Genomic DNA, 22,727 nt, shown 5'->3' on the forward strand with positions numbered 1-22,727 from the left:
CCTTACCGGAAGGTCGTCCAACCCTGATGCCAGCGCAGCAGCGTGGTGACCCCGCAGGCCGCCGCAAAGACCCAGGCCAGTGCGGGAAAATGGTCTGGGAACAGGCACATGGCCGCGAAGACCGCGATCGTCTCGAACCCCTCGGTCAGCCCGCCCAGATAGTGGATGCCCTTGGCCCGGAACCGCCCCGGCGGCGTGCTCCGCCGCGCGGCCACGGCGGCGAAGGCCAGAAAGGACGACCCGGTGCCCACGAAAGCCGCGATCAGCACCGCCGCCGGCAGCGCATTCGCCGCCGGATCGGCCAGCGCGAACCCCACCGGCACCAGCGCGTAGAAGACGAAGTCCAGTGCGATGTCCAGAAAGGCGCCGCGATCCGTCGGGCCGTGCAGGCGCGCCACCGCACCGTCCAAGCCGTCCAGGATCCGGTTCGCCAGGATCAGCGCCAGCGCCGCCGACCACCAGCCCAGAGCCAGGGCCGGGACCGCCAGAAGCCCCACCGCGAAACCCGCGACGCTGATCGCATCCGCCCCGATGCCGCGCCGGGCCAGCAGCACGGCCGGCGGGTGCAGCACCGCGCGCAGCAGCGGTTGCAGGGGGGCGTCGATCATCCGCGCCTCCAGCGGTGATAGCGGTCGACCAGGGCCAGCAGGCGCGGCGAGAGATGCGCGCGCCGCCAGGTTCCGGCGACGGCGCGGTTGGCCTCGGACCAGCCAGGATAGATGTGGATGGTGTTCAGGATGGCCTTCAGGCCCAGCCCGTGCCGCATGGCCAGCACGAATTCGGCGATCATCTCGCCCGCCGCGGCGCCCACGATGGTGACGCCCAGGATGCGGTCGCGGCCGGGCGGGGTCAGCACCTTGACGAAGCCCTGGGCCGCCCCGTCGGCGATGGCGCGGTCCAGACCGGCCAGGTCGTGGCGCGTGACCTCGACCGCGATGCCCTGGTCGCGGGCCTCGGCCTCGGAGAGGCCCACGCGGGCGATCTGGGGATCGGTGAAGACCGCCCAGGGGATCGCCCGCTGATCGACCCGGAACCGCCGCAGCCCGCCGAACAGCGCGTTGACCGTGGCGAACCCCGCCTGATGCGCGGCCAGATGCGTGAATTGGAACGGTCCCGCCACGTCACCGGCGGCCAGGATATGGGGAAGGCGCGTCTCCAGCCGGTCGTTCACCGCAAGGCCCTGCCCCGTGAGCAGCCCCAGCTCCTCCAGGCCGAACCCCTCCAGCCGCGGGCGGCGGCCCGTGGCCACGATGATCCGGTCGAACCCGATGCGGCGGGGGCCGCCATCGCCCTCGACCTCGATCCAGCGCCCGTCATCGTCGCCGCAGGCGCGCGCCCGGTGGCCGGTCAGGACCGTGACGCCGTCGGCCGCAAGCGACGCGGTGACCAGGGCCGCGGCCTCGGCATCCTCGCGCATCAGCAGGCGCGGCGCCCGCTCGATCAGCGTGACGGCCGATCCAAGCCGCGCGAAGGCCTGCGCCAGTTCGCAGCCGACCGGCCCGCCGCCCAGCACCGCCAGACGCGGCGGCGCGCGGTCCTGATCGCGCAGCGCGTCCCACAGCGTGTCCGAGGTCAGCGGATCGACCCGGTCCAGCCCCGGCAGCGGCGGTAGGACCGGCCGCGCCCCGGTCGCGATGACGACGGCCCGCGTGGTCAGGTCCCGGACGGCTCCCGCGGCATCGGTGATCCGGACCGTCCAGGGGTCGATCAGGCGCGCATGGCCCTGCAGGACCTCGACGCCCAGACCCTGGTAGCGTTCGACGCCGTCATGCGGGGCGATGCGGGCGATGACCGCGTCAACCCGCGCCATGACCGCGCGGAACGGGATATCGGGCACCGTGTCGGTCAGCCCGTAGCGTCCGGCATGGCGCATCTGATGGGCCAGGGTCGCGCTGCGGATCAGGGTCTTGGAGGGCACGCAGCCGCGGTTCAGGCAGTCGCCGCCCATCGCCCCCGCCTCGACCAGCGTCACCCGTGCCCGCGCCGCCGCCGCGACATAGGACGAAACCAGCCCGGCCGCCCCCGCGCCGATCACGACCAGGTTGCGGTCGAACCGCTTGGGGCGGGTCCAGCCCGCAAGCGCGCGCCGCCGCCGCCATGCGCCAAGCACCGCCCGCGCCAGCCACGGAAACAGCGCCAGAAGCGCGAAGGCGGCCAGCACCCGCCCCGAGAGGATGCCCGACAGGCTGTCGAGACCCGCCAGCTGCGTGCCGGCATTCACATAGACCGCGGCGCCCGGCAGCATCCCGGCCTGGCTGACCCAGTAGAAGGTCCGCGCGCGGATCGGCGTCATCCCCATCAGCAGGTTCACCGCAAAGAACGGCACCACCGGGATCAGCCGCAGCGAGAACAGATGGAAGGCCCCGTCCCGCGCGAGTCCCGCCTCGATCCCGCGCAGGCGCACGCCGAACCGCGCCCGCAGCCGGTCGCGCAGCAGGTGCCGCGCCGCCAGAAAGGCCAGCACCGCCCCGATGGCCGAGGCGAAGGAGGCGATCGCCAGCCCCGCCCAGAACCCGAACAGCGCCCCCGCCGCCAGCGTCATCCAGACCGCGACGGGCAGCGACAGCGCCGTCACCGCGACATAGGCCGCGGCGAACAGACCCGCCACCAGCACCGGGCGGTCCTGCCGCAGCGCCGCGACAGCCTCCAGCCGCGCGCGCAGCGCGGCCGGGTCGATGTCGACCGCCCAGCCCGCCCACAGGATCAGCAGGAGGGCCGCGACAAGGGCGATGGGCGCAAGGCGCGTGGTCACGCGGTCTCCTTTCCGGCATGGCCCGCCCTGCATCGCACCGAAGCACGCCCCGCCGCAACCGTCCCGACCCGACCATGGCGTCGCAGCGCACCGGGATTGAGGCGCGCGCCCGCGCGGGCTAAGCCTGCGGCAGCACCGCCGCCCCGGTCCGGGCGGGGCGCGACAGCCCGGAGGCACCATGATCGACACCATCGTCTTTGACATCGGCAACGTGCTGGTCCGGTGGGACCCGCACGCGGCCTTCGCCCCGCATCTGGGCGGGCCCGACGCCGTTCCGGCCTTTCTGGAGCGGATCGGCTTTCGCGCGCTGAACCTGCGCGCCGATGGCGGAGAGACCTTTGCCGATCTGGCCGCGACCATTCCCGATGCGGGTGACCGGGCGCTGTTCCTGACCTATCTGGACGGGCACGCCGCCTCGATCCGCGAGCCGATCGAGGAGAGCTGGGCGCTGATGGAGCGGCTGCGCGCCCGCGGCCACGCGATCCACGCGATCACCAACTGGTCGGCCGAGACCTGGCCCATCGGCCTGGCCACCCACCCGCGCCTGACCCGTGCCTTCGGCGTCACCGTGGTCTCGGGGATCGAGGGGGTGGCCAAGCCCGGCACCGAGATCTTCGCGCGCCTGTGCGCGAAGGCCGGGGTCGCGCCGGGGCAATGCCTGTTCATCGACGACAGTGCGGCCAATGTCGCGGGCGCACGCGCCGCGGGGATGGAGGCGCATCACTTCGTCGATGCGGCCGGGCTGGAGCGCGATCTGTCCGCGCGCGGCCTGCTGTAAGGCACGGCATCGACATTCCCCGCGGGCTGGGGAATGCTGCGTCCCGGAGGCGCGCGGCCGGACGGGTCGGCGCGCGGAGGGAATGGGAATGATCGATTTTGCCTTGGACGCCCGTCTGGAGGAGATCCGCCGCCGCACGCGGGATTTCGTCGAGGCGGAGATCCTGCCCGTCGAGGCCGACCGCGGCAATTGGGACGAACACGACAACATCGCCGACGGCCCTCTGCAGGCGCTGCGCGCGCGGGCGCGGGCGGCGGGGCTGTGGTGCCCGCAGGTGCCCGAGGCCCTGGGCGGCATGGGCCTGTCGGTCACCGGCCGCGCGGTGATGTATGAGGAGGCGAACCGCTCGATCTTCGGGCCTGCGGTCTTCAACTGCGCCGCGCCCGATGACGGGAATATGGACATCCTGGCCCGCGTCGGCACCCCCGATCAGCAGGCGCGCTGGCTGGCGCCGCTGGTCGCGGGCGCGGTGCGGTCGTCCTTCGTGATGACCGAACCCGCCCCGGGCGGCGGCTCGGACCCCGGCATGATCGGCACGACGGCGGTGCGGCATGGCGATGTCTGGCGCGTCACGGGCCGAAAGTGGTTCATCACCGGGGCCGAGGGGGCGGCGCATTTCATCCTGATCGCGCGCACCGATCCGAACCCCGACGAACGGCGCCGCCACCTGACGGCCTTCCTGTTCCACCGCGACCAGCCCGGCTGGAGGATTCTGCGCCGCATCGCGATCATGGGCCCCGAGGAGCATGGCGGCCATTGCGAGCTGGAGTTCGACGGGCTGGAGATCCCCGACGAGAACCGCCTGATGGGCGTGGGCGACGGGCTGAAGGTCACCCAGATCCGGCTTGGCACCGCGCGGCTGACCCATTGCATGCGCTGGCTGGGATTGGCCAAGCGCTGCGTGGCCGAGGCGCAGGCCTATGTCGACGCGCGCGAGGGCTTCGGCATCCGCCTGGCGGATCGGGAATCGGTGCGGCTGATGCTGGGGGGCGTGGCGCTGAACATCCAGATCGGGCGGCTGCTGACCATGAACGCGGCCTGGGCGCTGGACCAGGGCAGCCATGCCCGCAAGGAGGTGTCGATGGCCAAGATCCATGTCGCGGACACGCTGCATCAGGCCGCCGACGTGGCGATCCAGCTGAACGGCGCGCGGGGATACAGCCGCGACACGGTACTGGAATGGATCTACCGCTATGCCCGGCAGGCGCGGCTGGTCGACGGCGCCTCCGAGGTGCACCGCATGGTGCTGGCCGATGCCTATGCGCACGAAGGGGACGGTTTCTGGGGCTGGGGCGCATGAGCCTGCTGCAGAACCCCCCGCTGGACCGATGGCTGGCCGATGCGCTGGACCTGCCCGGCGCGCGCGTCACCGCCGCCGACAAGCTGTCGGGCGGCGCCATTCAGGAGAACTGGGCGGTGACGGTCGCGGCGGGCGACACCACCCGCCGCCTGGTGATCCGCCGCGACGCCCCCGCCACCATCGCCGCCAGCCGCAGCCGGGCCGAGGAATACGCCCTGATCGCCGCCGCCCATCGCGCGGGCGTGCGCGTGCCCGAACCCCTGGGGTTCTGCGGCGACGCCTCGGTCATCGGCGCGCCCTTCGCGGCGATGGGCTGGGTCGCCGGCATCGGATACGGCCCCAAGGTCGTGCGCGACACCACGCTTGGCGGCGACCGCGAGGCATTGGGGCGCGAACTGGGCCGCCAGATGGCGCTGATCCACGCCATCGACCCCGACCCCGCGCTGGCGGCCATCCTCGGGCCGCGCCCGGCGGACCCGGCCCTGCAGGCGGTGGCGGGCCTGCGCGCCTGGCTGGATGCGCGCCCCGCGCCCCGTCCGGGGCTGGAATGGGCTCTGCGATGGGCCGAACGCCATGCGCCGCCCCCGGACCGCGTGACCCTGACGCATCAGGATTTCCGCAGCGGGAATGTCCTCGTCGACGCCCATGGCCTGACCGCAGTGCTGGACTGGGAATTCGCCGGATGGTCGGACCCGGCCTGCGACATCGGCTGGTTCTGCGCGCGCTGCTGGCGGTTCTCGCGCCCCGACCTGGAGGGCGGCGGCATCGCCAGCCGCGCGGCCGTCCTGGCGGGCTATGCCGAGGCCGGGGGCGCCGTCCCCGACCCCGAGCGCGTGCGCTGGTGGGAGGTGATGTCCCATGCCCGATGGGCGGTGATCGCGCTGCAGCAGGGCGACCGGCATGCAAGCGGGGCGGAACGCTCGCTGCATCTGGCGCTGACGGGGCGCATCGCCGACACGCTGGAGCACGACCTGCTGCGCATGACCGCACCGGAGGCCGCATGAGCCCCGCCCCCGACCTGCCAGCGCCCGACCTGCCCGCGCTGGACCTCATCGCCGAGGCCGAGGCGGCGCTGCGCCGCGACATCGTCCCCGGCGGGCCGGATGCGCGCTATCACGCGCTTCTGGCCGCGAATGCGCTGGCCATGGCGCGGCGCGAACTGAGCCACCCGTCGCAGGACGCGCCCGCCGACGTGGCCGCGATCCGCGCGGGCGCGCATGACGACGACGCGGCGCTGCACGCGCGCCTGCTGGCCGCCGCACGGGCGCGCGCCTGGATCGCCGACCCCGACAGCATCGAGGAGCCGACATGACCCTATTCCGCCTGGATGGGCGCACCGCCCTGGTCACCGGCGCCTCGGGCGCGCTTGGCGCGGAATTCGCGCGCGCGCTGGCCGGGGCGGGGGCGCGCGTCGTGCTGGCCGCGCGGCGCGTCGATGCGATGCGGGCCCTGGCCGACAGCCTGCCCCATGCCCATGCTATCGCGCTGGACGTGACCGACTTGGGCAGCGTCGCCCGCGCCGTGGCCGATGCCGAGGCCTGGGCCGGCGCCCCGGTCGACCTGCTGGTCAACAACAGCGGCATCGCCACGCCGGGCGCCGCGCTGGACCAAGGCGATGAGGACTGGGCGCGCGTCATGGGCGTGAACCTGGACGGGGCGCGGCGGATGGCCGTGGCGGTGGCCGCGCGGCTGGTGGCCACCGGCCGGCCCGGCGCCATCGTCAACGTGGCCTCGATCCTGGGGTTGCGGCAGGGGGCGGGGGTGTCCGCCTATGCCACCTCCAAGGCCGCGCTGATTCAGCTGACGCGGCAGCACGCGCTGGAATGGGCGCGCCACCGCATCCGCGTGAACGCGCTGGCGCCGGGCTATGTCGAGACCGACCTGAATCGCGACTTCTTCGCCACCGATGCGGGCCAGGCCCAGATCCGCCGCATCCCGCAGCGCCGCTTGGGCCGCGCGGAGGAGCTTTCGGGCCCGCTGCTGCTTCTGTCTTCCGATGCCGGATCGTTCATGACAGGCTCGGTCATCGTCGCCGATGGCGGCCATCTTCTGTCCCCGCTGTGAGAGCCCCCATGTCCGATTACGCCATCACCGCCTCCGCCCCCGGCGGCCCCGAGACGTTCCGCCGCACCGAGATCGCCACCCCCGAACCGGGGCCGGGCCAGATCCGCCTGCGCCAGACCGCGGTGGGGCTGAACTTCATCGACGCCTATCACCGCAGCGGCACCTATCCCTGGCCGCAGCCCGCCGACCTGATCGTGGGCTCCGAGGGCGCGGGTGTGGTCGAGGCCCTGGGCGCGGGCGTCACCGGCCTCGCCCTGGGCGACCGCGTCGCCTATACCCAGCCCCTGGGCGCCTATGCCTCGGTGCGCCTCATCGGCGCCGACCGGGTGGTGCCCATCCCCGACGGTGTCAGCGACGCGGTCGCCGCCACCCTGATGCTCAAGGGCCTGACCGCGCATTACCTGATCCATGACTGCCACCCGGCCCAAGCCGGAGAGACGGTCCTGGTTCATGCCGCGGCCGGGGGCGTGGGGCTGCTTCTGGGCCAATGGCTGGCCGCCAAGGGCGTGACCGCCATCGGCACCGCCGGGGGCGCGCAGAAAGGCGCGCTGGCCGCAGGGCACGGCTATGCCCATGTCATCGACTATGACAGCGCCGATTTCGCGGCCGAGGTCACGCGCCTGACCGAGGGGCGCGGCGTGGCGGCGGTCTATGACGGGGTGGGCGCGCGGACCTGGCGCGGCTCGATGCAGGCGCTGGCGATGCGGGGGACCTATGTCTGCTTCGGACAGGCCTCCGGGCCGATCACCGATTTCGCCTTTTCGGACCTGGCGCCGAAATCGGCGCGCGCCACGCGGCCCTCGCTGTTCCACTTCATCGCCGATCCGGCCGAGCTGCGCCGCCGCGCGGCGGAGCTGTTCGCCGCGGTGGCCGACGGCACGCTGCGCTCGGAGCCGCACCAGACCCTGCCGCTGGATCAGGCCGCCCGCGCCCATGCCGATCTGGAGGCGCGCCGGACCACGGGCGCGACCGTCCTGATCCCATGACGAAAGGGGCGCCGGTCCACCCGGCGCCCCCCCGTCGATCATCGGTGCAAGCGCCTCAGTCGGCGTTGCGCTGACCCAGCTGCAGACCCGCCGGTGCGGCGGCCAGATCGGAGACCGGCGCGGGCTGCCCGACGGGCCGACCAGCCAGGGCGGCATCGAACTGCTCGCGGTCCAGCGCGCCCTGCCAGCGGCTGACCACCACGGTCGCCACGGCGTTGCCGATGAAGTTCGTGACCGAACGGCATTCCGACATGAAGCGGTCCACGCCCAGGATCAGCGCCATGCCCGCGACCGGCACGGTCGGCACGACCGACAGGGTCGCGGCCAGGGTGATGAAGCCCGCGCCGGTGACGCCCGCCGCACCCTTCGACGACAGCATCGCGACCAGCAGCAGCAGGACCTGCTGCTGCAGCGACAGGTCGGTGTTGGTGGCCTGGGCGATGAACAGCGCGGCCAGCGTCATGTAGATGTTGGTGCCGTCCAGGTTGAAGCTGTAGCCGGTCGGCACGACCAGGCCCACGACGGGACGGGCGCAGCCGGCCTTCTCCATCTTCTCCATCAGCGAGGGCAGCGCCGATTCCGACGACGAGGTGCCCAGCACCAGCAGTATCTCGGCCTTCAGATACGAGATCAGCCGGAAGATCGAGAAGCCGTTGACCATGCAGACCGTGCCCAGGACCACGATGACGAACACCGCCGAGGTGAGGTAGAACGTGCCGACCAGCGCCGCCAGGTTCACGACGGACCCGATGCCGTATTTGCCGATGGTGAAGGCGAAGGCCCCGAAGGCGCCGATGGGGGCGGCCTTCATCAGGATGTCGACCACGCGGAAGATCGCGAAGCTGGCCGATTCCATCACCGACAGGACCGGCTTGGCGCGGTCGCCGACCATGATCATGCCGATGCCGAACAGGATCGCCACGAACAGCACCTGCAGGATGTTGCCCTCGACGAAGGCCGAGACCAGCGTGGTCGGGATGATGTCCATGACGAAGCCGGTCAGGCTGGTCTCATGCGCCTTCTCGGCATAGCCGGTGACGGTGCTGGCATCGAGCGTCGAGGCGTCGATGTTCATGCCGCGACCCGGCTGCACGACGTTCGCCACGATCAGGCCCACGATCAGCGCCAGCGTCGAGAAGGTCAGGAAATAGGCGAAGGCCTTGCCCACGACCGACCCCACGCCGCGCAGCGTGCCCATCCCGGCCAGGCCGGTGACGATGGTCAGGAAGATGACCGGCGCGATGATCATCTTTACCAGCTTGATGAAGGCGTCGCCCAGGGGCTTCAGCGCCTCGCCGGTCTGGGGATAGAAATGCCCGATCAGCGCACCGGCGACGATGGCGAAGATCACCTGGACGTAAAGGTGGGCGTAGAAGGGCTTTGGGGCATGCGCAACGGGATGCGCGGGGGCGTTCAACTGCATCGGGTCTCCTCCGACCGGCATGTGACGGTGATGTGACGCAGGATAGCGCATCGGGCAGCAGTGCCCGCTTTCCGCGCGCATGGCAGCAATGCGTTGATTTCATGGCTTTCTGTGCCCGACCCGGTGCCGAAACCGTGTGGTTTTCCGCACAGTCGCCCCGTGCTAGTGTGGAAACCGAAACAACCCCGGAGACGGCCATGGCCGAGATCGCCCTGCCCCGCGAATCGCGCCGGCTTCCCCATCCGGCCCTGTGGCTGCTGGTGCTGGCGCTGATCGCGCTGCCTTGGGGCGCAGGGCGGGTCATGCAGGACCGCATGCTGGCGCAGCTGGACCAGGATGCCCGGATCGCCGCCGAAAGCGCCGCGCTGACGCTGGACAGCATCCTTGACCGGCAGCGCGCGGTGGCGACCGTGCTGTCGGTCGATGCGCAGGTCATCGACCTTCTGGTGCAGGGCGGCGCGGACCAAGACCACGCCGTCTCGGCCAAGATGGACCTGCTGCGGGAGGAAACGCAAAGCGACGTGATCTATCTGATGAACCGCGACGGGCGGGCGGTGGCGGCGTCGAACTGGGAGCAGGCGACCAGCTTCATCGGCCACGACTATGGGTTCCGCACCTATTTCCGGCAGGCGATGGCGCAGGGCACGGGGCAGGAATACGCGCTTGGCACGGTCAGCGGGCGGCCCGGCCTCTATCTGGCGCATGACGTGCGCGCGGGGGGGGCGGTGCTGGGCGTGGTGGTGGTCAAGGTCGAGTTCGACGCGCTGGAGGCCGCATGGGCGCGCGACAGCGGCGCGACCCATGTGCTGGACGCCCAGGGGCGCGTGATGCTGTCGGGCCAGCCCGCCTTGCGCTTCGGCCCCCTGCCCGAGGCGCGCGGCAGCCTGGAGGCGCGGGCCGCGGTGCGCGGCACCGACTGGCGGCTGCTGGTGCGCCGGCCCGTGGCCGAGGCGCGGCGCATCGCGGCGCTGGCCGCCGGGACCACGGCGCTGGCGGTGCTGCTGGCCGGGGTCGGGGTCGGGCTGATCCTCGCGCGCCTGCGCCGTGCCGCCCGCCGCGCGCGGGCCGAGGCCGCCTATCGCGCCGACCTGGAACGCGCGGTCGAGGCCCGGACCCGCGACCTCTCCGAGGAGATGCGCGAGCGGCGCACCGCCGAACAGCGGCTGGTGCAGCTGCAGTCCGATCTGGTGCAGGCCAACAAGCTGGCCACCCTCGGCCAGGTCAGCGCCGGTTTCGCCCATGAGGTGAACCAGCCCCTGGCCACGATCCGCCTGCTGGCGGAGAACGGCCGCGCAATGCTGGACCGCGACCCCGCGCCGGTCGCCGCGAACCTGGACCGCATCATCGGCATGACCGACCGGATCGGCCAGATCACCGCCGAACTGCGCAACTTCTCGCGCAAGGCCACGGGGGCGGTGGGGGCGGTGGCGGTGGCCGATGCAATCCAGGCCTCGCTGATGCTCACGGCCAGCCGGCGGCGCACCAGCGCGATGGCCTTCGACCTGCCCGACCTGCCGCCGGGCCTGGCCGTGCGGGCCGAGGCCGTGCGGCTGGAGCAGATCCTGGTCAACCTGCTGACCAACGCCCACGACGCGCAGGAGGGCCGCCCCGACCCCCGCATCGCCATCTCGGTGCGGGCCGAGGCCGACCGGGTCGTCCTGACCATCCGCGACAACGGTCCGGGCCTGGCCCCGGCGATGGCCGCACAGCTGTTCACGCCCTTTGCCACGGACAAGCCGCAGGGGTTGGGGCTGGGGCTGGTCATCTCGCGCGACATCGCCCGCGATTTCGGCGGAGAGCTGGAGGCGCTGCCCCCCGAGCCAAGCGCGGGGGCGGCCTTCCGCCTGACCCTGCCGCGTGCCGCATGACGGGTCTCGTGCGCCTTGTCGATGACGACGCCGACCTGCGCGAGGTCCTGGCCCAGACCCTGACCCTGGCCGGGCTGACGGTGGAACCCTTCGCGGATGCGGCGACGGCGCTGGCGGGGCTGGACGGCGACTATCCGGGGATCGTCCTGTCGGACGTGCGCATGCCCGGCATGGACGGGCTGCAGCTGTTCGCGCATCTGCGCGGGCTGGACCCGGACCTGCCGGTGATCCTGCTGACCGGGCATGGCGACGTGGCCATGGCGGTCGCGGCGCTGCATCAGGGGGCCTATGACTTCCTCACGAAACCCGTCGCCGCGGACCGGCTGACCGCCTCGGTCCGCCGGGCGCTGTCGGCGCGGGCGCTGGTCCTGGAGAACCGCCGCCTGGCCCGCCGCGCCGGGCAGGAGGCCGCGCGCGCGGAGCCCGCGCTGGCGGGCGACAGCGCCGCCATGATCCATCTGCGCGACAGCCTGGACCGCCTGGCCGAGGCCCAGAGCGACGCACTGATCCTGGGCCCGTCGGGGGCGGGCAAGTCGGTCGCGGCCCGCGCGATCCACCGGCTTGGCGGGCGGCGGTCGCGGGCGCTGGTGGTGCTGGACTGCGCCGCGGTGGAGGAGGCGGGCTTCGAGGCGCTGCTCCTGGGCGGCCAGCCGCCGCGCGGGCCGCGCAGGCCGGGCCTGCTGGAGCAGGCGCATCGCGGCATCCTGTGCCTGGAGGACGTGACCGCCCTGCCCGCCCCGCTGCAGGCCCGCCTGCTGGGTCTGGTCGAGGCGGGCGAATACTGGCCTGCGGGTGCTGCCGCGCCCCGGCCCCTGTCGGTCCAGATCCTGGCCACCGCGACCGGGGATCCGCAGCCCGCGATGCATCCCGGCCTCTATTTCCGCCTGTCGCGCGCGGTGCTGCGCCTGCCGCCGCTGGCCGACCGGCGCGAGGACATCCCGGCGCTGTTCCGCCACTATCTCCAGGCCGCCGCCGACCGGCTGTCGCGGCAGGTGCCGCCCTTGACCGACCTGGTGCTGGCGCGGCTGGCGGCGCATGGCTGGCCCGGCAACCTGCGCGAGCTGCAGGCCTTTGCCGAGGCGCATGTGCTGGGCCTGACCCCCTGGGACGGGCCCGGCGACGCGACCGACCGCCCGGCCCTGCCCGACCTGGTCGCCGCCTACGAGGCAGGCCTGATCCGCGAGGCGCTGCGCCATACCGGCGGCAATGCGACCGGGGCCATGGCGCTGCTGCAGGTGCCGCGCAAGACGTTCTATGACAAGCTGACCCGCCACGGCATCCGCCCCGGCGACTATCGCGACTGACCCGCCGAAAATCTGCACGATCTGCAATTCAGCCGGTTGACCTTCCGCGACGCGATGCTTAGCTGGCTAACCATCACCGCAACCGCATCGCAGGATCACCGCCCCATGGCGCAGGACAGCCCGATTCCCGACGACCCCGACACGCCGCGCGACGGCGTGCTGCTGGACCGGCTGCTGCTGGTCATGCGGCGGCTGCGCCACAGCTATGACCGGCACGCGCGCGACCTGGGGCTGACCCTGTCGCGCGCCCGTGCGCTGGCGACGCTGGCGCGCCACGACGGCGCCACCCAGGCCGAACTGGCGCAGCATCTGGCCATCGAGGCCCCGACGCTGAAACGCCAGATCGACGCGCTGGTGGCCGACGGCTTCGTCGAACGCCGCGCCGATCCGCATGACGCGCGCAAGACCGCGCTGATGCTGACCGCTCGCGGCCGCGACAGTGCTATCATCGACTTCACCAACCGCCTGCGCCGCGACCTGCTGGAGGGAATCGATCCCGCCGATCAGGCGCAGGCCACCGCGGTGCTGGAACGCATCGCCCAGAACATCGAACGGATCGACCGGCCATGACCGACACCGACACCGCCCCGCCGCCGCCGCCCCCCGCGCCCCATCCGCCGCTGCCGCCCCTGCGGGCGCTGGCCTACATGGCGGCGGCGACGGTCATCGGGCTGGCGCAGGGCCTTCAGCAGGGGATCGTCTCGACCAGCCTGCCCCAGATCGCGGGCGATCTGGGCATCACCACCACCACGGCCGCCTGGCTGCTGGCGATCTACATGATCCCGCGCGCGGCCCTGCCGGTGATGCTGATCAAGATCCGCACCCAGTTCGGCCTGCGCCGCTTTGCCGAGATCGGCATCATCGCCTATGCGGCGGTGGCGCTGGCCTCGATCTGGACGGTCGACTTCCGCTCGGCGCTGATCCTGCAGATGCTGGCGGGGATGGCGGCCGCGCCGCTCTCCACGCTGGCCTTCCTCTACATGCTGGAGCCGCTCTCGCCGCAGGCCAAGATGGTCCTAGGCCTGCCCCTGGCGCTGGTCGTGCTGATGGCGGGGCCGTCGCTGGCCCGCGTGGTCGGGCCGTCGCTGATCGGCGACGGGGGGCTGGCGGCGGTCCATCTGACCGGGCTGGGCCTGGCACTGGTCTCGCTGATGCTGGTCTTCCTGCTGCCGCTGCGCCCCGTGCCGCGCCAGAAGGTCATCGCGCCGATGGACTTCGTCAGCTTTCTGCTGATCGGCGCGGGCTTCGGCGGGCTGATCGTGGCGGGGGTGATGGGTCCGATCTACAACTGGACCGACGTCGCCTGGATCGGCTGGACGCTGGCCGGATCGGTGGCGGCACTGGCCCTGGCGGGCGCGGTCGAACTGAACCGCCGCGCGCCGCTCCTGGACATCCGCTGGCTGGCCAGCCCCGCGATCCTGCACCTGACCGGGACGCTGTTCCTGTTCCGGCTGATCCTGTCGGAACAGTCCGCAGGCGCCCCGCGCATGTTCCAGGTGCTGGGCGTCGCGCCCGAACAGATGACGGGCCTCTTCGCGGTCATCCTGACCGCCAGCCTGCTGGGCGCGCTGGCCTGCATCGCCTGGATGCGGCCGCATCGCGTGGCCGGGTTCCACCTGGTCGCGCTGCTGATGATCGCGGCGGGCGCGGCGCTGGATGCCGGCGCAAGCATGGACACCCGGCCCGCGCAGATGATCGTCAGCCAGGCGCTCATCGGCTTTGCCGCGATGCTGTTCATGCCGCCCGCGATGATGACCGGGCTGATCGCCGCGCTGTCGCGGGGGCCGCAATACATCCTGTCCTTCGTGATCGTCTTCATCTCGACCCAGAGCCTGGGCGGGGTGCTGGGCTCGGGGCTGTTCACGACGCTGACCACCTGGCGTCAGGCCGCCCACCTGCAGGAGCTGTCGGCCCATCTCTCGGCCGCCGACCCGATCACCGCCCGCGCGCTGGCGGGCCGCGCGGCCCAGTTGGCCGCCCAGACCCCCGACGCCGCCGCCCGCATGGGCCAGGCCGGGTCCGAACTGGCCGCCCGCGCCAGCGCCCAGGCCTGGGTCAGCGCCTATAACGACATCTATGCCCTGACCGCCGTGGCCGCGCTTCTGGCGGCGGCCCTGCTGATGCTTCACCTGCTGCGCGACGCGCTGGCCCCAAGGGCCGCCGCCACGCCCGATACCGGAACCCGACCATGACCAAAGAGAACCGTCTTGCCACCGTCATCGCCCTGATCCTGGGCCTGGGGGGGGCGCTGCTCCTCCTCTATGCCTGGCACCTGCCGCCCTTCTCGGATGCCGCGCCGCGGACCGAGAACGCCTATCTGCGCGGCGAGGTCACGATGCTGGCCCCGCAGCTGTCGGGCAGCGTCACCGCGGTCGAGGTGGACGATTACCAGGCCGTCACCGCGGGCCAGGTCATCACCCGCATCGACGACCGCATCCCCCGCCAGCGCCTGGCCCAGGCCGAGGCGCAGCTGTCGGGCGCCCAGGCCGCGCTGAAGGTCGCCGAACAGGACGTGCTCTCCGCAGAGGCCGGCTTGCGCGCCGACCGGGCCGGGCTGGACGCCGCGGTCTCGGGGCTGGAGACGGCGCAGTCGCAGGCCGACCGTGCCGATCAGCTGCTGACGCGGGGGGTGACATCGCAATCCTCGACCGATCAGGTGCAGCTGGCCCTGCAGCAGGCGCAGGCCGCCCGCACCCAGGCCGCCGCCAAGCTGGAGGTCCAGACCGAGGCGCTGAACTCGGCCCGCGTCGCGCTGGACGCCCGCAACGCCGACATCACCGCCGCCGAGGCCGCGGTCGAGCTGGCCCGGATCGACGTGCAGAACACCGTCATCCGCGCCCCCGCCGATGGCAGCCTGGGCCAGGTCTCGGTCCATGTGGGACAGTATGTGACGCCGGGGACCGCGCTGGTGCCCCATGTCGGCACCGATCTGTGGGTGGTCGCCAACTTCCGCGAGACCGCGCTGGCCGGGCTTCAGCCCGGCGCGGCGGTGGCCTTCACCGTGGACGCGCTGCCCGGCGCCGAGTTCACCGGCACCGTGCAGGCCCTCTCGCCCGCGACCGCGTCGGAATACAGCCTGATGGCGGGCGGGACGACCTCGGGGAACTTCACCAAGATCGCGCAGCGCCTGCCGGTGCGCATCGCCATCGACCCCGGCCAGGACGTGACCGGGCTGACCGCGGGCATGTCGGTCGTGGTGCGCGCGACGCCCTAACCCGCGTCCTGCACCCGGTGCCGCCGCCGTCGCCCCGCGATGCCGGCGGCCACCGCACCCGCGATCTCGGCGCAGGCGGTGATGCCCTGCACGAAGGGCCGGTCATGCATCAGCCAGGGCAGCGCCACCAGGCACAGCCGCCCCGTGAAGGGTCCCGCATCCAGCAGGCTGTAATCCTGCCCGATCTCGGGGATCTCCTGCCCGCGCGCGACCAGTTCGGCGCGCAGCGTGGGCCAGGGCAGGTCGGCGCTGTCCATGGCCTTCTGCCCGCGCGCGTCGATGAAGACGTCGAAGGCCTCCTCGCGTCCGTCCACCACGATGCGGGTCGTCTCCACGTCGCGGCGCAGGTCGTAATCGTCGCCCAGGGTCAGCAGCGACAGCACCCCCGCATCGCGCAGCGCCAGCAGGCGGCGGATCGATTCGGGCGGCACCGCGGAATAGTTGTCGACGAAGACCTTGCGCAGCCCCGCATCGAAGCGCGCCCGGTCCTCCTCGGACAGGTCCGGGATGACCTCCTCCACCGCCTCGTGCATCCGCAGCAGCGCATAGCGCCAGCCGACCGTGACGCGGTCGCGGTGGTTGCGGACCACCTCGGCCAGGTTGTCGCGCGCCCACCGGAAGGGGCAGGCCGCGTTCCGGGCCGCGAAATAGGCCTCGGCAAAGCCGTCCGCATCCAGCCCGCCCAGACCCATGCGCAGCGCCCAGGCCGGATCGGCCTGCATGATCTCGGCCCGCATCAGCGCGAAGACCCCGTCCAGCCCCTCGCCCGCGGCGATCCGCGCGGCCATGGCCTGCGGCGTCGCCACCGCCAGCGGCAGATAGGGGATCGGGCAGTAGAAATCCGCCTCGGGCAGGATGCCGCTGCGCGACATCAGCACGATGCGCAGATCGCGCGCCTCGGGGGCGCGCTCGAAGATCAGGGGCTCGGCGTCGTCGCCCTCGTCGTGAAAACGGCCGTGCTGGCAGGCGACGGCCATGGCCGCGTCGATCGCGCTCAGGGACGTGCCCATGACGCCGACCCGTGCGGGCGGGATCTCGGCCTCGATCAGGCCCGACCAGGGGCTGGGAAAGAAGCTGTCGCTGGCCTTGTCGGCCCCCGGAAAGCGGTGGCCGGTCGCGACGATCACCCGGTCGAACGGCCCTTCGGACCCCGCATCGGTGACGACCGACAGGCCCTCGGGCGCGGCGGTCACGTCGCGCATCGCGGCCCCCTCGCGCAGGCGGATGTCATGGCCCGCCGCGCGCCCCTCGCGCACCAGCCCCGCCAGCCCCTCGCGGTAATAGGCCCCCAGCAGCAGCCGCGGCGTGAAGCTGCGCCGGTCCAGCGCCGCGCGCTCCAGCCCGAATTCGGCCAGCCGCGCATCGGGCTGCGCGCGCAGCCAATCCAGATAGGTCGGACCCACCGGGGGAATCTCGATGCTGGCGATGTTGGCCAGCATCATGCGGGTGGCGCTTTTCGGGGAATAGGGCATCCCCTGCCCTGCCACCGGCGCCTTCTCGAACAGGGTCACCGACAGGGGCGTGCCGGCGGCCAGCAGGGATTGCAGGGTATAGATGCCGGTAGGGCCGGTTCCGACGATCGCGATGCGCGGGGATGTGCTGTCCATGCCGCCTAACGCGTCGTGCGGGCGGACGTTCCGGCATCATATATCAGGCGCCGCCGGCGGGATGCGAAAGTTCAGCCGCGCGACGGCCCCGCCCCGCGGGCCGGTCACCAGATCCAGCACCCCGTCCAGCGCGGTCGCGAACTGGCGCGCGACGATCAGCCCCAGGCTGTCCGTCCGCTCCAGCGAGAAGCCCTGCGGCAGGCCCGGCCCGCGGTCCGCGATCTCCAGCCGTGCGGTGGTGGCGCCCGCGCGGTCGGGCGCGTCGGCGGCCAGGGTCACCGCGATATGCACCTGCCCGTCGGCCGAAGGGCCATGCTCGATCGCGTTCATGGCCAGCTCACTGGCGATCAGGCCCAGGGGCACGGCCGTGTCATGCGGCAGGCCCACCGGATCGGCACGCACCTGCAGGTCCACATTGCCCGCGCCGGTGACCTCGACCACGTCGCGCAGCACTGCCGACAGGTATTCCGCGCCGTCCAGCACCTGCATGTCGGGCGAATGCAGCCGCCGCTGCAGCATCGAGATGGATCGGATGCGCGTCTGCGCGGCGACCAGCGCCTGGCGCGCGGTCTCGTCGGCCACCGCCTGCCCCTGCAGCCGCAGCAGCGCCGCCACGGTCGAGAGGTTGTTCGAGATCCGGTGCTGCAGCTCCGAGAACATCAGGCTGCGCGCATGGGCCAGCGCGGTGGCGCGCTGCTCGGCCGCCTGCCGCTTGCGCAGCGCCTGCTTCGCGGCGGTCAGGAACAGCACATCCGTGCCGATGATCAGCAGATAGAAGCCCAGGGCCAGGATCGCCCCCGGCGTCAGCGCCAGGCTGTTCAGGGGCAGGACGAAGGCATACCACGCAATGACGCCGCACACCGCCCCCACCACCAGCCCGGATCGCAGCGAAGAGAAGACCAGCGTCAGCATGACCGCCGGAAAGAAGGTCAGGAAGGGAAAGCCCGGCGGCAGCACGTCGTCCAGCGCGAATCGCAGCGCGGCCGACACGACCACGGCCAGCGTGGCGAAGACGATCTCGTGGCGCAGCGACCGGCGCGACAGCAGGGCCGTCTCCAGCCCGCGCATCAGCCGGTTGCGCAGCCGCGCGGCAAGGATAGATCTGCGGCCTGTCATGATCCCCCCTGCGCGCCCGATGATTCGGGCGACTGAACCCTAGCAGGAATGATGCCGGGGGGAACGCCCTGCCCCCGCGTCACCTCAGTCGTCACCGAACAGGCCCGGTGACATCTCCTGCCAGAAGGCGGCGATGCGGGCGGCGTTCAGCGGCGACATCCAGCCGTGCCGCTCGAAATCGGCGCGGGCGGCGCGGTCGGTCAGCTGGCTGACGAACAAGCGGCGGTCGGCGTCGCGCTGCGTGGGGGTGCGGGCGCGGATCACCTCCTGGATGCGGCGCAGCCGTTCGGCCTGCGGGCTCAGCGCGGGTTCGGCCGGGGCCGGGTCAGGCGTCTCGAACCGCCCCTCCAGCGCGGCGCTCAGATAGCCGACCTTGCTGACCACGTTGCGCCGCCCCTCGACGTAATCCAGCTTGGCCGCGACCTGCGCCTCGCCGTGGGCGGCCAGCCATTGCCGCGCCAGGCGGTCGCCCACGCCCAGCTCGCGCAGCCGCGCATAGACCGCGCCGTGGCGCGCGCCCTCCCCGTCATCCATGTCCAGGATGGCCAGCTGCGGGTTCTCGCGGATCAGGAAGCGGATCTGCGTGACGGCGCGCCCCTGCTTGCGGATGTCGGGGGTCAGGATGATGTTGCTGGTGCGGTTCACCTCGGCCACGGCCGGCTTGATGATCTTGGCGTTCAGCTGCTTGAAGACCTCGTAATAGGCCGACCCCTCGACCCCCATCAGGCGGCGGAACAGGTCCAGGTCCCACCAGCCCGTCGATCCGGTCCGCACGAATCGATAGCAGTTCTCATAGAGCGCCAGCGCATGCCCCGAGGTGAAGCGCCGCTGCATGTTCAGGTTGATCAGCGCAAAGACCTTGGGGTCGTGCAGCTTCTCGGCCAGGGCCGGGGAATAGGCGTATTCGCAAACGCCCGCCTTCAGCTTGGCATAGCTCAGCAGGCTGGAGACCCCCCATTCCTGGCGGCCCTTCTCGTCCAGCATGTCCCATTCCGCGACCGTCTCGACCAGGCCGCGCAGCGACTGCTTCAGCGTGTCCATGTCGTTGCTGTTGTAGCCGATCATCAGGCACAGGGTGCGCGCGTCGATCTGGTGGCTGGGGCGCGTGGTCAGCGTGTCATAGGCGTTCAGCAGCAGCACATTGGACAGCTTGCGCTGCAGCAGCGTCAGCTTGCCCGAGACATGGATCGCGGCCACATGCTTCTTGACCGCACCGCGGCGCAGCGCGCCCGACAGCTGATCGCGGGGAATGTCGTCCATGGTCCTGCCCGGCGCCTCTGCTGCGCTCTCTCCTGCCCCATGCTGCCCCAAAAGGCACCCGTTCACAAGCGCGTTGCAGGCACCATCGGACGGCCGCGGCGCGTCCCGGAAACGGGCACCCATGCGGCCGTGGGCCTCCGGAAGGGTGCCCGTTTCCGGGACCGTCGAGTCGCTTCGGGTCCGGTTTCGGCCCATCTCCGCGCCTTCGGCCCCCGATCCCGACGATGGGAACCCCTCTTCCCGAGAATCGGCCCCCCTGCCCCCGCATCCGGGCACCTTCCGTCCCGGATCGGGGCACCCTTCGTCCCGCAGACGGGTCCCGGACGGGCGGCATCATATTGATATAGTTATTCTTTTTCAGTCTAAAGACTCTAAAATCCTTATACGACTTACAAGCTTTGATGCGGGATTTTCGATGGAATGGGTGAAGGTTTCGCCGCGAAACCGGCCTTCGCGATTCCCATACGGCCTTGCATGTGCGATAGTTGGGACGGGACGCGTCCCCAATCGATACATCGCAGCAGGAACGAGATGTCAGGCAAAGAGCCTCTTCCCCCCTATTTCAACATCGACCCCGCCCGCGCCGCGCGCCGCCTGTCCGAGCCGATCGGCACCGCCCGATTCGCCAAGGCCGCCGCCTTCGCGGCCCGCGGTCGGCAGGATCTGGCGGAACGCGGCTATGCCCCGGACGGCCGTAAGCGCCTGCGCCGCTTCTCGACCTGGGAGGTGTGCCGCTACCTGATCCCGGTCGCGACCGCCCATTTCCGCCGGGTCCTGCGCAAGCATCCCGACCTGCCGCAGGGCGTGGGCGAGGGCAATTCGAAATGGTTCACGCTGGAGGACGTGCTGCGCCTGCGCGACCACTTCGCCCAGGAGGGCGCGGCCGATCGCGAATACCGCCCCTGGCGCCCCGAGGGCCTGCCGGCCAAGGTTCTGGCGGTCGCGAACTTCAAGGGCGGCGTGGGCAAGACCTCCACCGCCGCGCATCTGGCCATGTCCGCGGCGCTCGACGGCTACAAGGTGCTGGTCATCGACCTGGACAGCCAAGGCAGCATGACCTCCATCATGGGCGGGCAGGTCAGCGACGAATGGTCCACCGCCTTCCCGCTGCTGGCCCGCGACTATGCACTGGCGCTCCAGGACGAGAACCGGGTCCGCGAGGCGTCCGGGCGCCCTGCCCTGCCCTTCGACGAGACCCTGACCGAGGCCCTGGGCATCGGTGCCCGCGACGTGATCCAGAAGACGCATTGGCCCAACATCGACCTGCTGGGTGCGCAGCTGAACCTCTACTGGGCCGAGTTCCAGGTGCCGGTCTGGCGCATGGGCGTGCGCGGCTGGCCGCTTTGGGACGCGCTGTCGAACGGGCTCGCGCGCGACGGGGTGCTGGACGACTACGACATCGTCATCATCGACACGCCCCCGGCCCTGGGCTACCTGACCATCAACGCGCTGGCCGCGGCGGACATCCTGCTGGTGCCCCTGGGCGCGACCTTCCTGGAGTTCGACTCGACGGGACGCTTCTTCGACATGCTCTATTCGACCTTCGCCAGCGTTGAGGACGGAGAGAACAGCGCCCGCCGCCGCGACGGCCTGCCCGAGATGCGCTTTGAATGGGACGCGGTCCGCGCGATCATCACCCGGTTCGAGGCCGGTCAGCAGACCGATCTGGCCAACGTGATCCAAGCCTATTTCGGCGACTTCATGACCACCTACCGCCAGGAGCTGACCGCCATGGTCGGCCAGGCCGGAGAGCAGGTGAACGGCATCTACGAGGCCGATTACCGCGAGTTCAACCGCGACACCTATGTCCGCGGTCGCGAGACCTTCGACCGCACCTGGGCCGAAGTCAAGGAGCTGATCCTGGGCGCATGGTGGCGCGACCTTCAGATGGCAGAGCAGGACGCAGAGGAGCCCGGATATGGTTAAGCGCAGGCGGCTGGAGACCCCCAGCACCGATGATCTGGACCGGATCGAGGCGCAGTTTCGCAGCGAAACCTTCGACCGGACCGGTGCCGCTCGGGGGGTGGCGCCTATCGCTCAGGTCGCGGCCGACAGCGCGGCCCATGTCCAGACCGAGGGCGGCGATGCACGCGCCGCGCGTGCGCGCGCCGAGGCTGATGCCGCGCGGCTGGAGGAGGCGCGTCAGGCCGGACTGCTGATGGTCGAGCTGCCGGTGGCGGCCATCGACGCGGATGCGATGATCCGCGACCGGATGACCATGGGCGAGGCCGAGATGATGGAGCTGCGCCAGTCGATCGCGGCGCATGGGCTGCGGCTGCCGATCGAGGTCTTCGCGCTGGAGGGCGAGGGCAGGGAGGGTCATACCCACGGCCTGCTGTCGGGCTATCGCCGGCTGCTGGCGACGCGGGCGCTGCTGGAGTTGACGGGTCAGGACCGCTATCGCACGATCCGCGCCATCGTCCGCCCGCGCGAGGAAGCGGGCGGCGCGTTCGTGTCGATGATCGAGGAGAACGAGGTCCGTGAGAACCTCAGCCATTTCGAGCGGGGCCGCATCGCGGTCATCGCCGCCAATCACGGCGCCTTCGCCAATACCGAGGATGCGGTGGACCGGCTCTTCGCCAGCGGGTCCAAGGCCAAGCGTTCCAAGATCCGCTCGTTCGCGCTGATCTTCGAGGAGCTGGGCGACATGCTGGAATTCCCCGAACAGCTGACCGAGCGGCGCGGGTTGCAGCTGGCCACGGCCCTGCGGCAGGGGGCCGAGGCGCAGCTGCGTCAGGCCCTGTCTCATGCGAGCCCCCCGGATGCCGAGGCCGAATGGGCAGTCATCGAGCCGGTGATCCGCCGCGAGGAGCAGGGCATTCGCGACCCGGCCCGCGGCGGGCGGCCCAAGCGTGCCCCCTCGGTTCAGGCGCCGATCCCTGGCTGGATCGACGACCAGACGCTGCGGACCTCCAGCGGGGTGACCATCCGGCGGTCCTCGGACGGGCGCGGCCATCTGCTGCGGCTGGAGGGGGACGTGCTGACCGCGGACCTGATGGACAGCCTGATGCTGGAGATCCGCGCGCTGCTGGAGCGCTGACGGTTTCGCCGCGAA

Annotated in this window: 19 protein-coding genes; 13 read left to right on the top strand and 6 right to left on the bottom strand. The window is 71.6% G+C overall.

The annotated features are described in order from the left end of the window. Nucleotides 1-2: 2 nt before the first annotated feature. Nucleotides 3-608: a CDP-alcohol phosphatidyltransferase family protein gene (locus AACG61_RS19775; RefSeq protein ID WP_411840469.1), complete on the bottom strand. Its 606-nt coding sequence runs from the start codon at nt 606-608 to the stop codon at nt 3-5. Next, complete coding sequence (locus AACG61_RS19780; protein WP_411840470.1) at nt 605-2,785, bottom strand: FAD-dependent oxidoreductase; 2,181 nt, start codon at nt 2,783-2,785, stop codon at nt 605-607. Before AACG61_RS19780 ends, AACG61_RS19775 begins: the two co-directional genes overlap by 4 nt. 145 nt (nt 2,786-2,930) lie before the next feature. Between AACG61_RS19780 and AACG61_RS19785 the strand changes: the two genes are divergently transcribed. From AACG61_RS19785 to AACG61_RS19810, 6 genes are all read left to right on the top strand, one after another. After that, complete coding sequence (locus AACG61_RS19785; RefSeq protein ID WP_411840471.1) at nt 2,931-3,530, top strand: HAD family hydrolase; 600 nt, start codon at nt 2,931-2,933, stop codon at nt 3,528-3,530. A gap of 91 nt (nt 3,531-3,621) precedes the next feature. Next, on the top strand, nt 3,622-4,830 hold the full coding sequence (locus AACG61_RS19790; protein WP_411840503.1) for an acyl-CoA dehydrogenase family protein: 1,209 nt from the start codon (nt 3,622-3,624) through the stop codon (nt 4,828-4,830). After that, nucleotides 4,827-5,834 carry a phosphotransferase family protein gene (locus AACG61_RS19795; protein ID WP_411840472.1) on the top strand — a complete coding sequence of 336 codons (1,008 nt, stop codon included), beginning with the start codon at nt 4,827-4,829 and terminating at the stop codon, nt 5,832-5,834. The genes AACG61_RS19790 and AACG61_RS19795 overlap by 4 nt, the downstream gene beginning before the upstream one ends. Beyond that, nucleotides 5,831-6,142 carry a hypothetical protein gene (locus AACG61_RS19800; protein ID WP_411840473.1) on the top strand — a complete coding sequence of 104 codons (312 nt, stop codon included), beginning with the start codon at nt 5,831-5,833 and terminating at the stop codon, nt 6,140-6,142. Before AACG61_RS19795 ends, AACG61_RS19800 begins: the two co-directional genes overlap by 4 nt. Next, on the top strand, nt 6,139-6,894 hold the full coding sequence (locus tag AACG61_RS19805; RefSeq protein WP_411840474.1) for an SDR family NAD(P)-dependent oxidoreductase: 756 nt from the start codon (nt 6,139-6,141) through the stop codon (nt 6,892-6,894). The genes AACG61_RS19800 and AACG61_RS19805 overlap by 4 nt, the downstream gene beginning before the upstream one ends. Nucleotides 6,895-6,902: 8 nt before the next feature. Further along, complete coding sequence (locus AACG61_RS19810; protein ID WP_411840475.1) at nt 6,903-7,880, top strand: quinone oxidoreductase family protein; 978 nt, start codon at nt 6,903-6,905, stop codon at nt 7,878-7,880. 55 nt (nt 7,881-7,935) lie between these two features. Here AACG61_RS19810 and AACG61_RS19815 read toward each other — a convergent pair whose 3' ends face one another. Then, the gene (locus AACG61_RS19815) at nt 7,936-9,303 is read right to left on the bottom strand and encodes a dicarboxylate/amino acid:cation symporter (protein WP_411840476.1); all 1,368 of its coding nucleotides are present in this window, start codon (nt 9,301-9,303) and stop codon (nt 7,936-7,938) included. Nucleotides 9,304-9,500: 197 nt separating this feature from the next. On the opposite strand from AACG61_RS19815, the gene AACG61_RS19820 reads away from it, so the two are divergent. The 5 genes from AACG61_RS19820 to AACG61_RS19840 are packed head-to-tail and all read left to right on the top strand — an operon-like array spanning nt 9,501 to nt 15,689. After that, complete coding sequence (locus AACG61_RS19820; protein WP_411840477.1) at nt 9,501-11,171, top strand: ATP-binding protein; 1,671 nt, start codon at nt 9,501-9,503, stop codon at nt 11,169-11,171. Further along, nucleotides 11,168-12,475 (top strand): sigma-54-dependent transcriptional regulator, encoded by a 1,308-nt coding sequence (locus tag AACG61_RS19825; protein ID WP_411840478.1) that lies wholly within the window; start codon nt 11,168-11,170, stop codon nt 12,473-12,475. The genes AACG61_RS19820 and AACG61_RS19825 overlap by 4 nt, the downstream gene beginning before the upstream one ends. A gap of 54 nt (nt 12,476-12,529) precedes the next feature. Next, entirely contained in the window at nt 12,530-13,045 is a 516-nt protein-coding gene (locus AACG61_RS19830; protein WP_411840479.1) for a MarR family winged helix-turn-helix transcriptional regulator, read from the top strand. Further along, the gene (locus AACG61_RS19835; RefSeq protein ID WP_411840480.1) at nt 13,042-14,667 is read left to right on the top strand and encodes an MFS transporter; all 1,626 of its coding nucleotides are present in this window, start codon (nt 13,042-13,044) and stop codon (nt 14,665-14,667) included. The genes AACG61_RS19830 and AACG61_RS19835 overlap by 4 nt, the downstream gene beginning before the upstream one ends. Further along, the gene (locus tag AACG61_RS19840) at nt 14,664-15,689 is read left to right on the top strand and encodes an HlyD family secretion protein (protein WP_411840481.1); all 1,026 of its coding nucleotides are present in this window, start codon (nt 14,664-14,666) and stop codon (nt 15,687-15,689) included. Before AACG61_RS19835 ends, AACG61_RS19840 begins: the two co-directional genes overlap by 4 nt. Here AACG61_RS19840 and AACG61_RS19845 read toward each other — a convergent pair. The 3 genes from AACG61_RS19845 to AACG61_RS19855 all read right to left on the bottom strand — a co-directional run bounded on the left by AACG61_RS19845 (nt 15,686) and on the right by AACG61_RS19855 (nt 19,672). Next, the gene (locus tag AACG61_RS19845) at nt 15,686-17,296 is read right to left on the bottom strand and encodes an FAD/NAD(P)-binding protein (protein ID WP_411840482.1); all 1,611 of its coding nucleotides are present in this window, start codon (nt 17,294-17,296) and stop codon (nt 15,686-15,688) included. The genes AACG61_RS19840 and AACG61_RS19845 overlap by 4 nt on opposite strands. A gap of 36 nt (nt 17,297-17,332) precedes the next feature. Then, on the bottom strand, nt 17,333-18,412 hold the full coding sequence (locus AACG61_RS19850; RefSeq protein WP_411840483.1) for a sensor histidine kinase: 1,080 nt from the start codon (nt 18,410-18,412) through the stop codon (nt 17,333-17,335). A gap of 84 nt (nt 18,413-18,496) precedes the next feature. Then, a complete protein-coding gene (locus tag AACG61_RS19855) occupies nt 18,497-19,672 on the bottom strand; it encodes a replication initiation protein (RefSeq protein WP_411840484.1) in 1,176 nt (391 codons plus the stop codon). Nucleotides 19,673-20,203: 531 nt separating this feature from the next. On the opposite strand from AACG61_RS19855, the gene AACG61_RS19860 reads away from it, so the two are divergent. Both AACG61_RS19860 and AACG61_RS19865 read left to right on the top strand, forming a co-directional pair. Beyond that, complete coding sequence (locus AACG61_RS19860) at nt 20,204-21,598, top strand: AAA family ATPase (protein WP_411840485.1); 1,395 nt, start codon at nt 20,204-20,206, stop codon at nt 21,596-21,598. Then, nucleotides 21,591-22,712 carry a ParB/RepB/Spo0J family partition protein gene (locus tag AACG61_RS19865; RefSeq protein ID WP_411840486.1) on the top strand — a complete coding sequence of 374 codons (1,122 nt, stop codon included), beginning with the start codon at nt 21,591-21,593 and terminating at the stop codon, nt 22,710-22,712. The genes AACG61_RS19860 and AACG61_RS19865 overlap by 8 nt, the downstream gene beginning before the upstream one ends. Nucleotides 22,713-22,727: the final 15 nt, after the last annotated feature.

Source organism: Paracoccus sp. ME4 (assembly GCF_046736325.1).
GTDB lineage: Bacteria > Pseudomonadota > Alphaproteobacteria > Rhodobacterales > Rhodobacteraceae > Paracoccus.

Coding starts and splice junctions, on each gene's coding strand:
- AACG61_RS19775 (WP_411840469.1), bottom strand. CDS start 608: ATGATCGACGCCCCCCTGCAACCGCTGCTGCGCGCGGTGCTGCACCCG.
- AACG61_RS19780 (WP_411840470.1), bottom strand. CDS start 2,785: ATGCAGGGCGGGCCATGCCGGAAAGGAGACCGCGTGACCACGCGCCTT.
- AACG61_RS19785 (WP_411840471.1), top strand. CDS start 2,931: ATGATCGACACCATCGTCTTTGACATCGGCAACGTGCTGGTCCGGTGG.
- AACG61_RS19795 (WP_411840472.1), top strand. CDS start 4,827: ATGAGCCTGCTGCAGAACCCCCCGCTGGACCGATGGCTGGCCGATGCG.
- AACG61_RS19800 (WP_411840473.1), top strand. CDS start 5,831: ATGAGCCCCGCCCCCGACCTGCCAGCGCCCGACCTGCCCGCGCTGGAC.
- AACG61_RS19805 (WP_411840474.1), top strand. CDS start 6,139: ATGACCCTATTCCGCCTGGATGGGCGCACCGCCCTGGTCACCGGCGCC.
- AACG61_RS19810 (WP_411840475.1), top strand. CDS start 6,903: ATGTCCGATTACGCCATCACCGCCTCCGCCCCCGGCGGCCCCGAGACG.
- AACG61_RS19815 (WP_411840476.1), bottom strand. CDS start 9,303: ATGCAGTTGAACGCCCCCGCGCATCCCGTTGCGCATGCCCCAAAGCCC.
- AACG61_RS19820 (WP_411840477.1), top strand. CDS start 9,501: ATGGCCGAGATCGCCCTGCCCCGCGAATCGCGCCGGCTTCCCCATCCG.
- AACG61_RS19825 (WP_411840478.1), top strand. CDS start 11,168: ATGACGGGTCTCGTGCGCCTTGTCGATGACGACGCCGACCTGCGCGAG.
- AACG61_RS19830 (WP_411840479.1), top strand. CDS start 12,530: ATGCTTAGCTGGCTAACCATCACCGCAACCGCATCGCAGGATCACCGC.
- AACG61_RS19835 (WP_411840480.1), top strand. CDS start 13,042: ATGACCGACACCGACACCGCCCCGCCGCCGCCGCCCCCCGCGCCCCAT.
- AACG61_RS19840 (WP_411840481.1), top strand. CDS start 14,664: ATGACCAAAGAGAACCGTCTTGCCACCGTCATCGCCCTGATCCTGGGC.
- AACG61_RS19845 (WP_411840482.1), bottom strand. CDS start 17,296: ATGGACAGCACATCCCCGCGCATCGCGATCGTCGGAACCGGCCCTACC.
- AACG61_RS19850 (WP_411840483.1), bottom strand. CDS start 18,412: ATGACAGGCCGCAGATCTATCCTTGCCGCGCGGCTGCGCAACCGGCTG.
- AACG61_RS19855 (WP_411840484.1), bottom strand. CDS start 19,672: ATGGACGACATTCCCCGCGATCAGCTGTCGGGCGCGCTGCGCCGCGGT.
- AACG61_RS19860 (WP_411840485.1), top strand. CDS start 20,204: ATGTCAGGCAAAGAGCCTCTTCCCCCCTATTTCAACATCGACCCCGCC.
- AACG61_RS19865 (WP_411840486.1), top strand. CDS start 21,591: ATGGTTAAGCGCAGGCGGCTGGAGACCCCCAGCACCGATGATCTGGAC.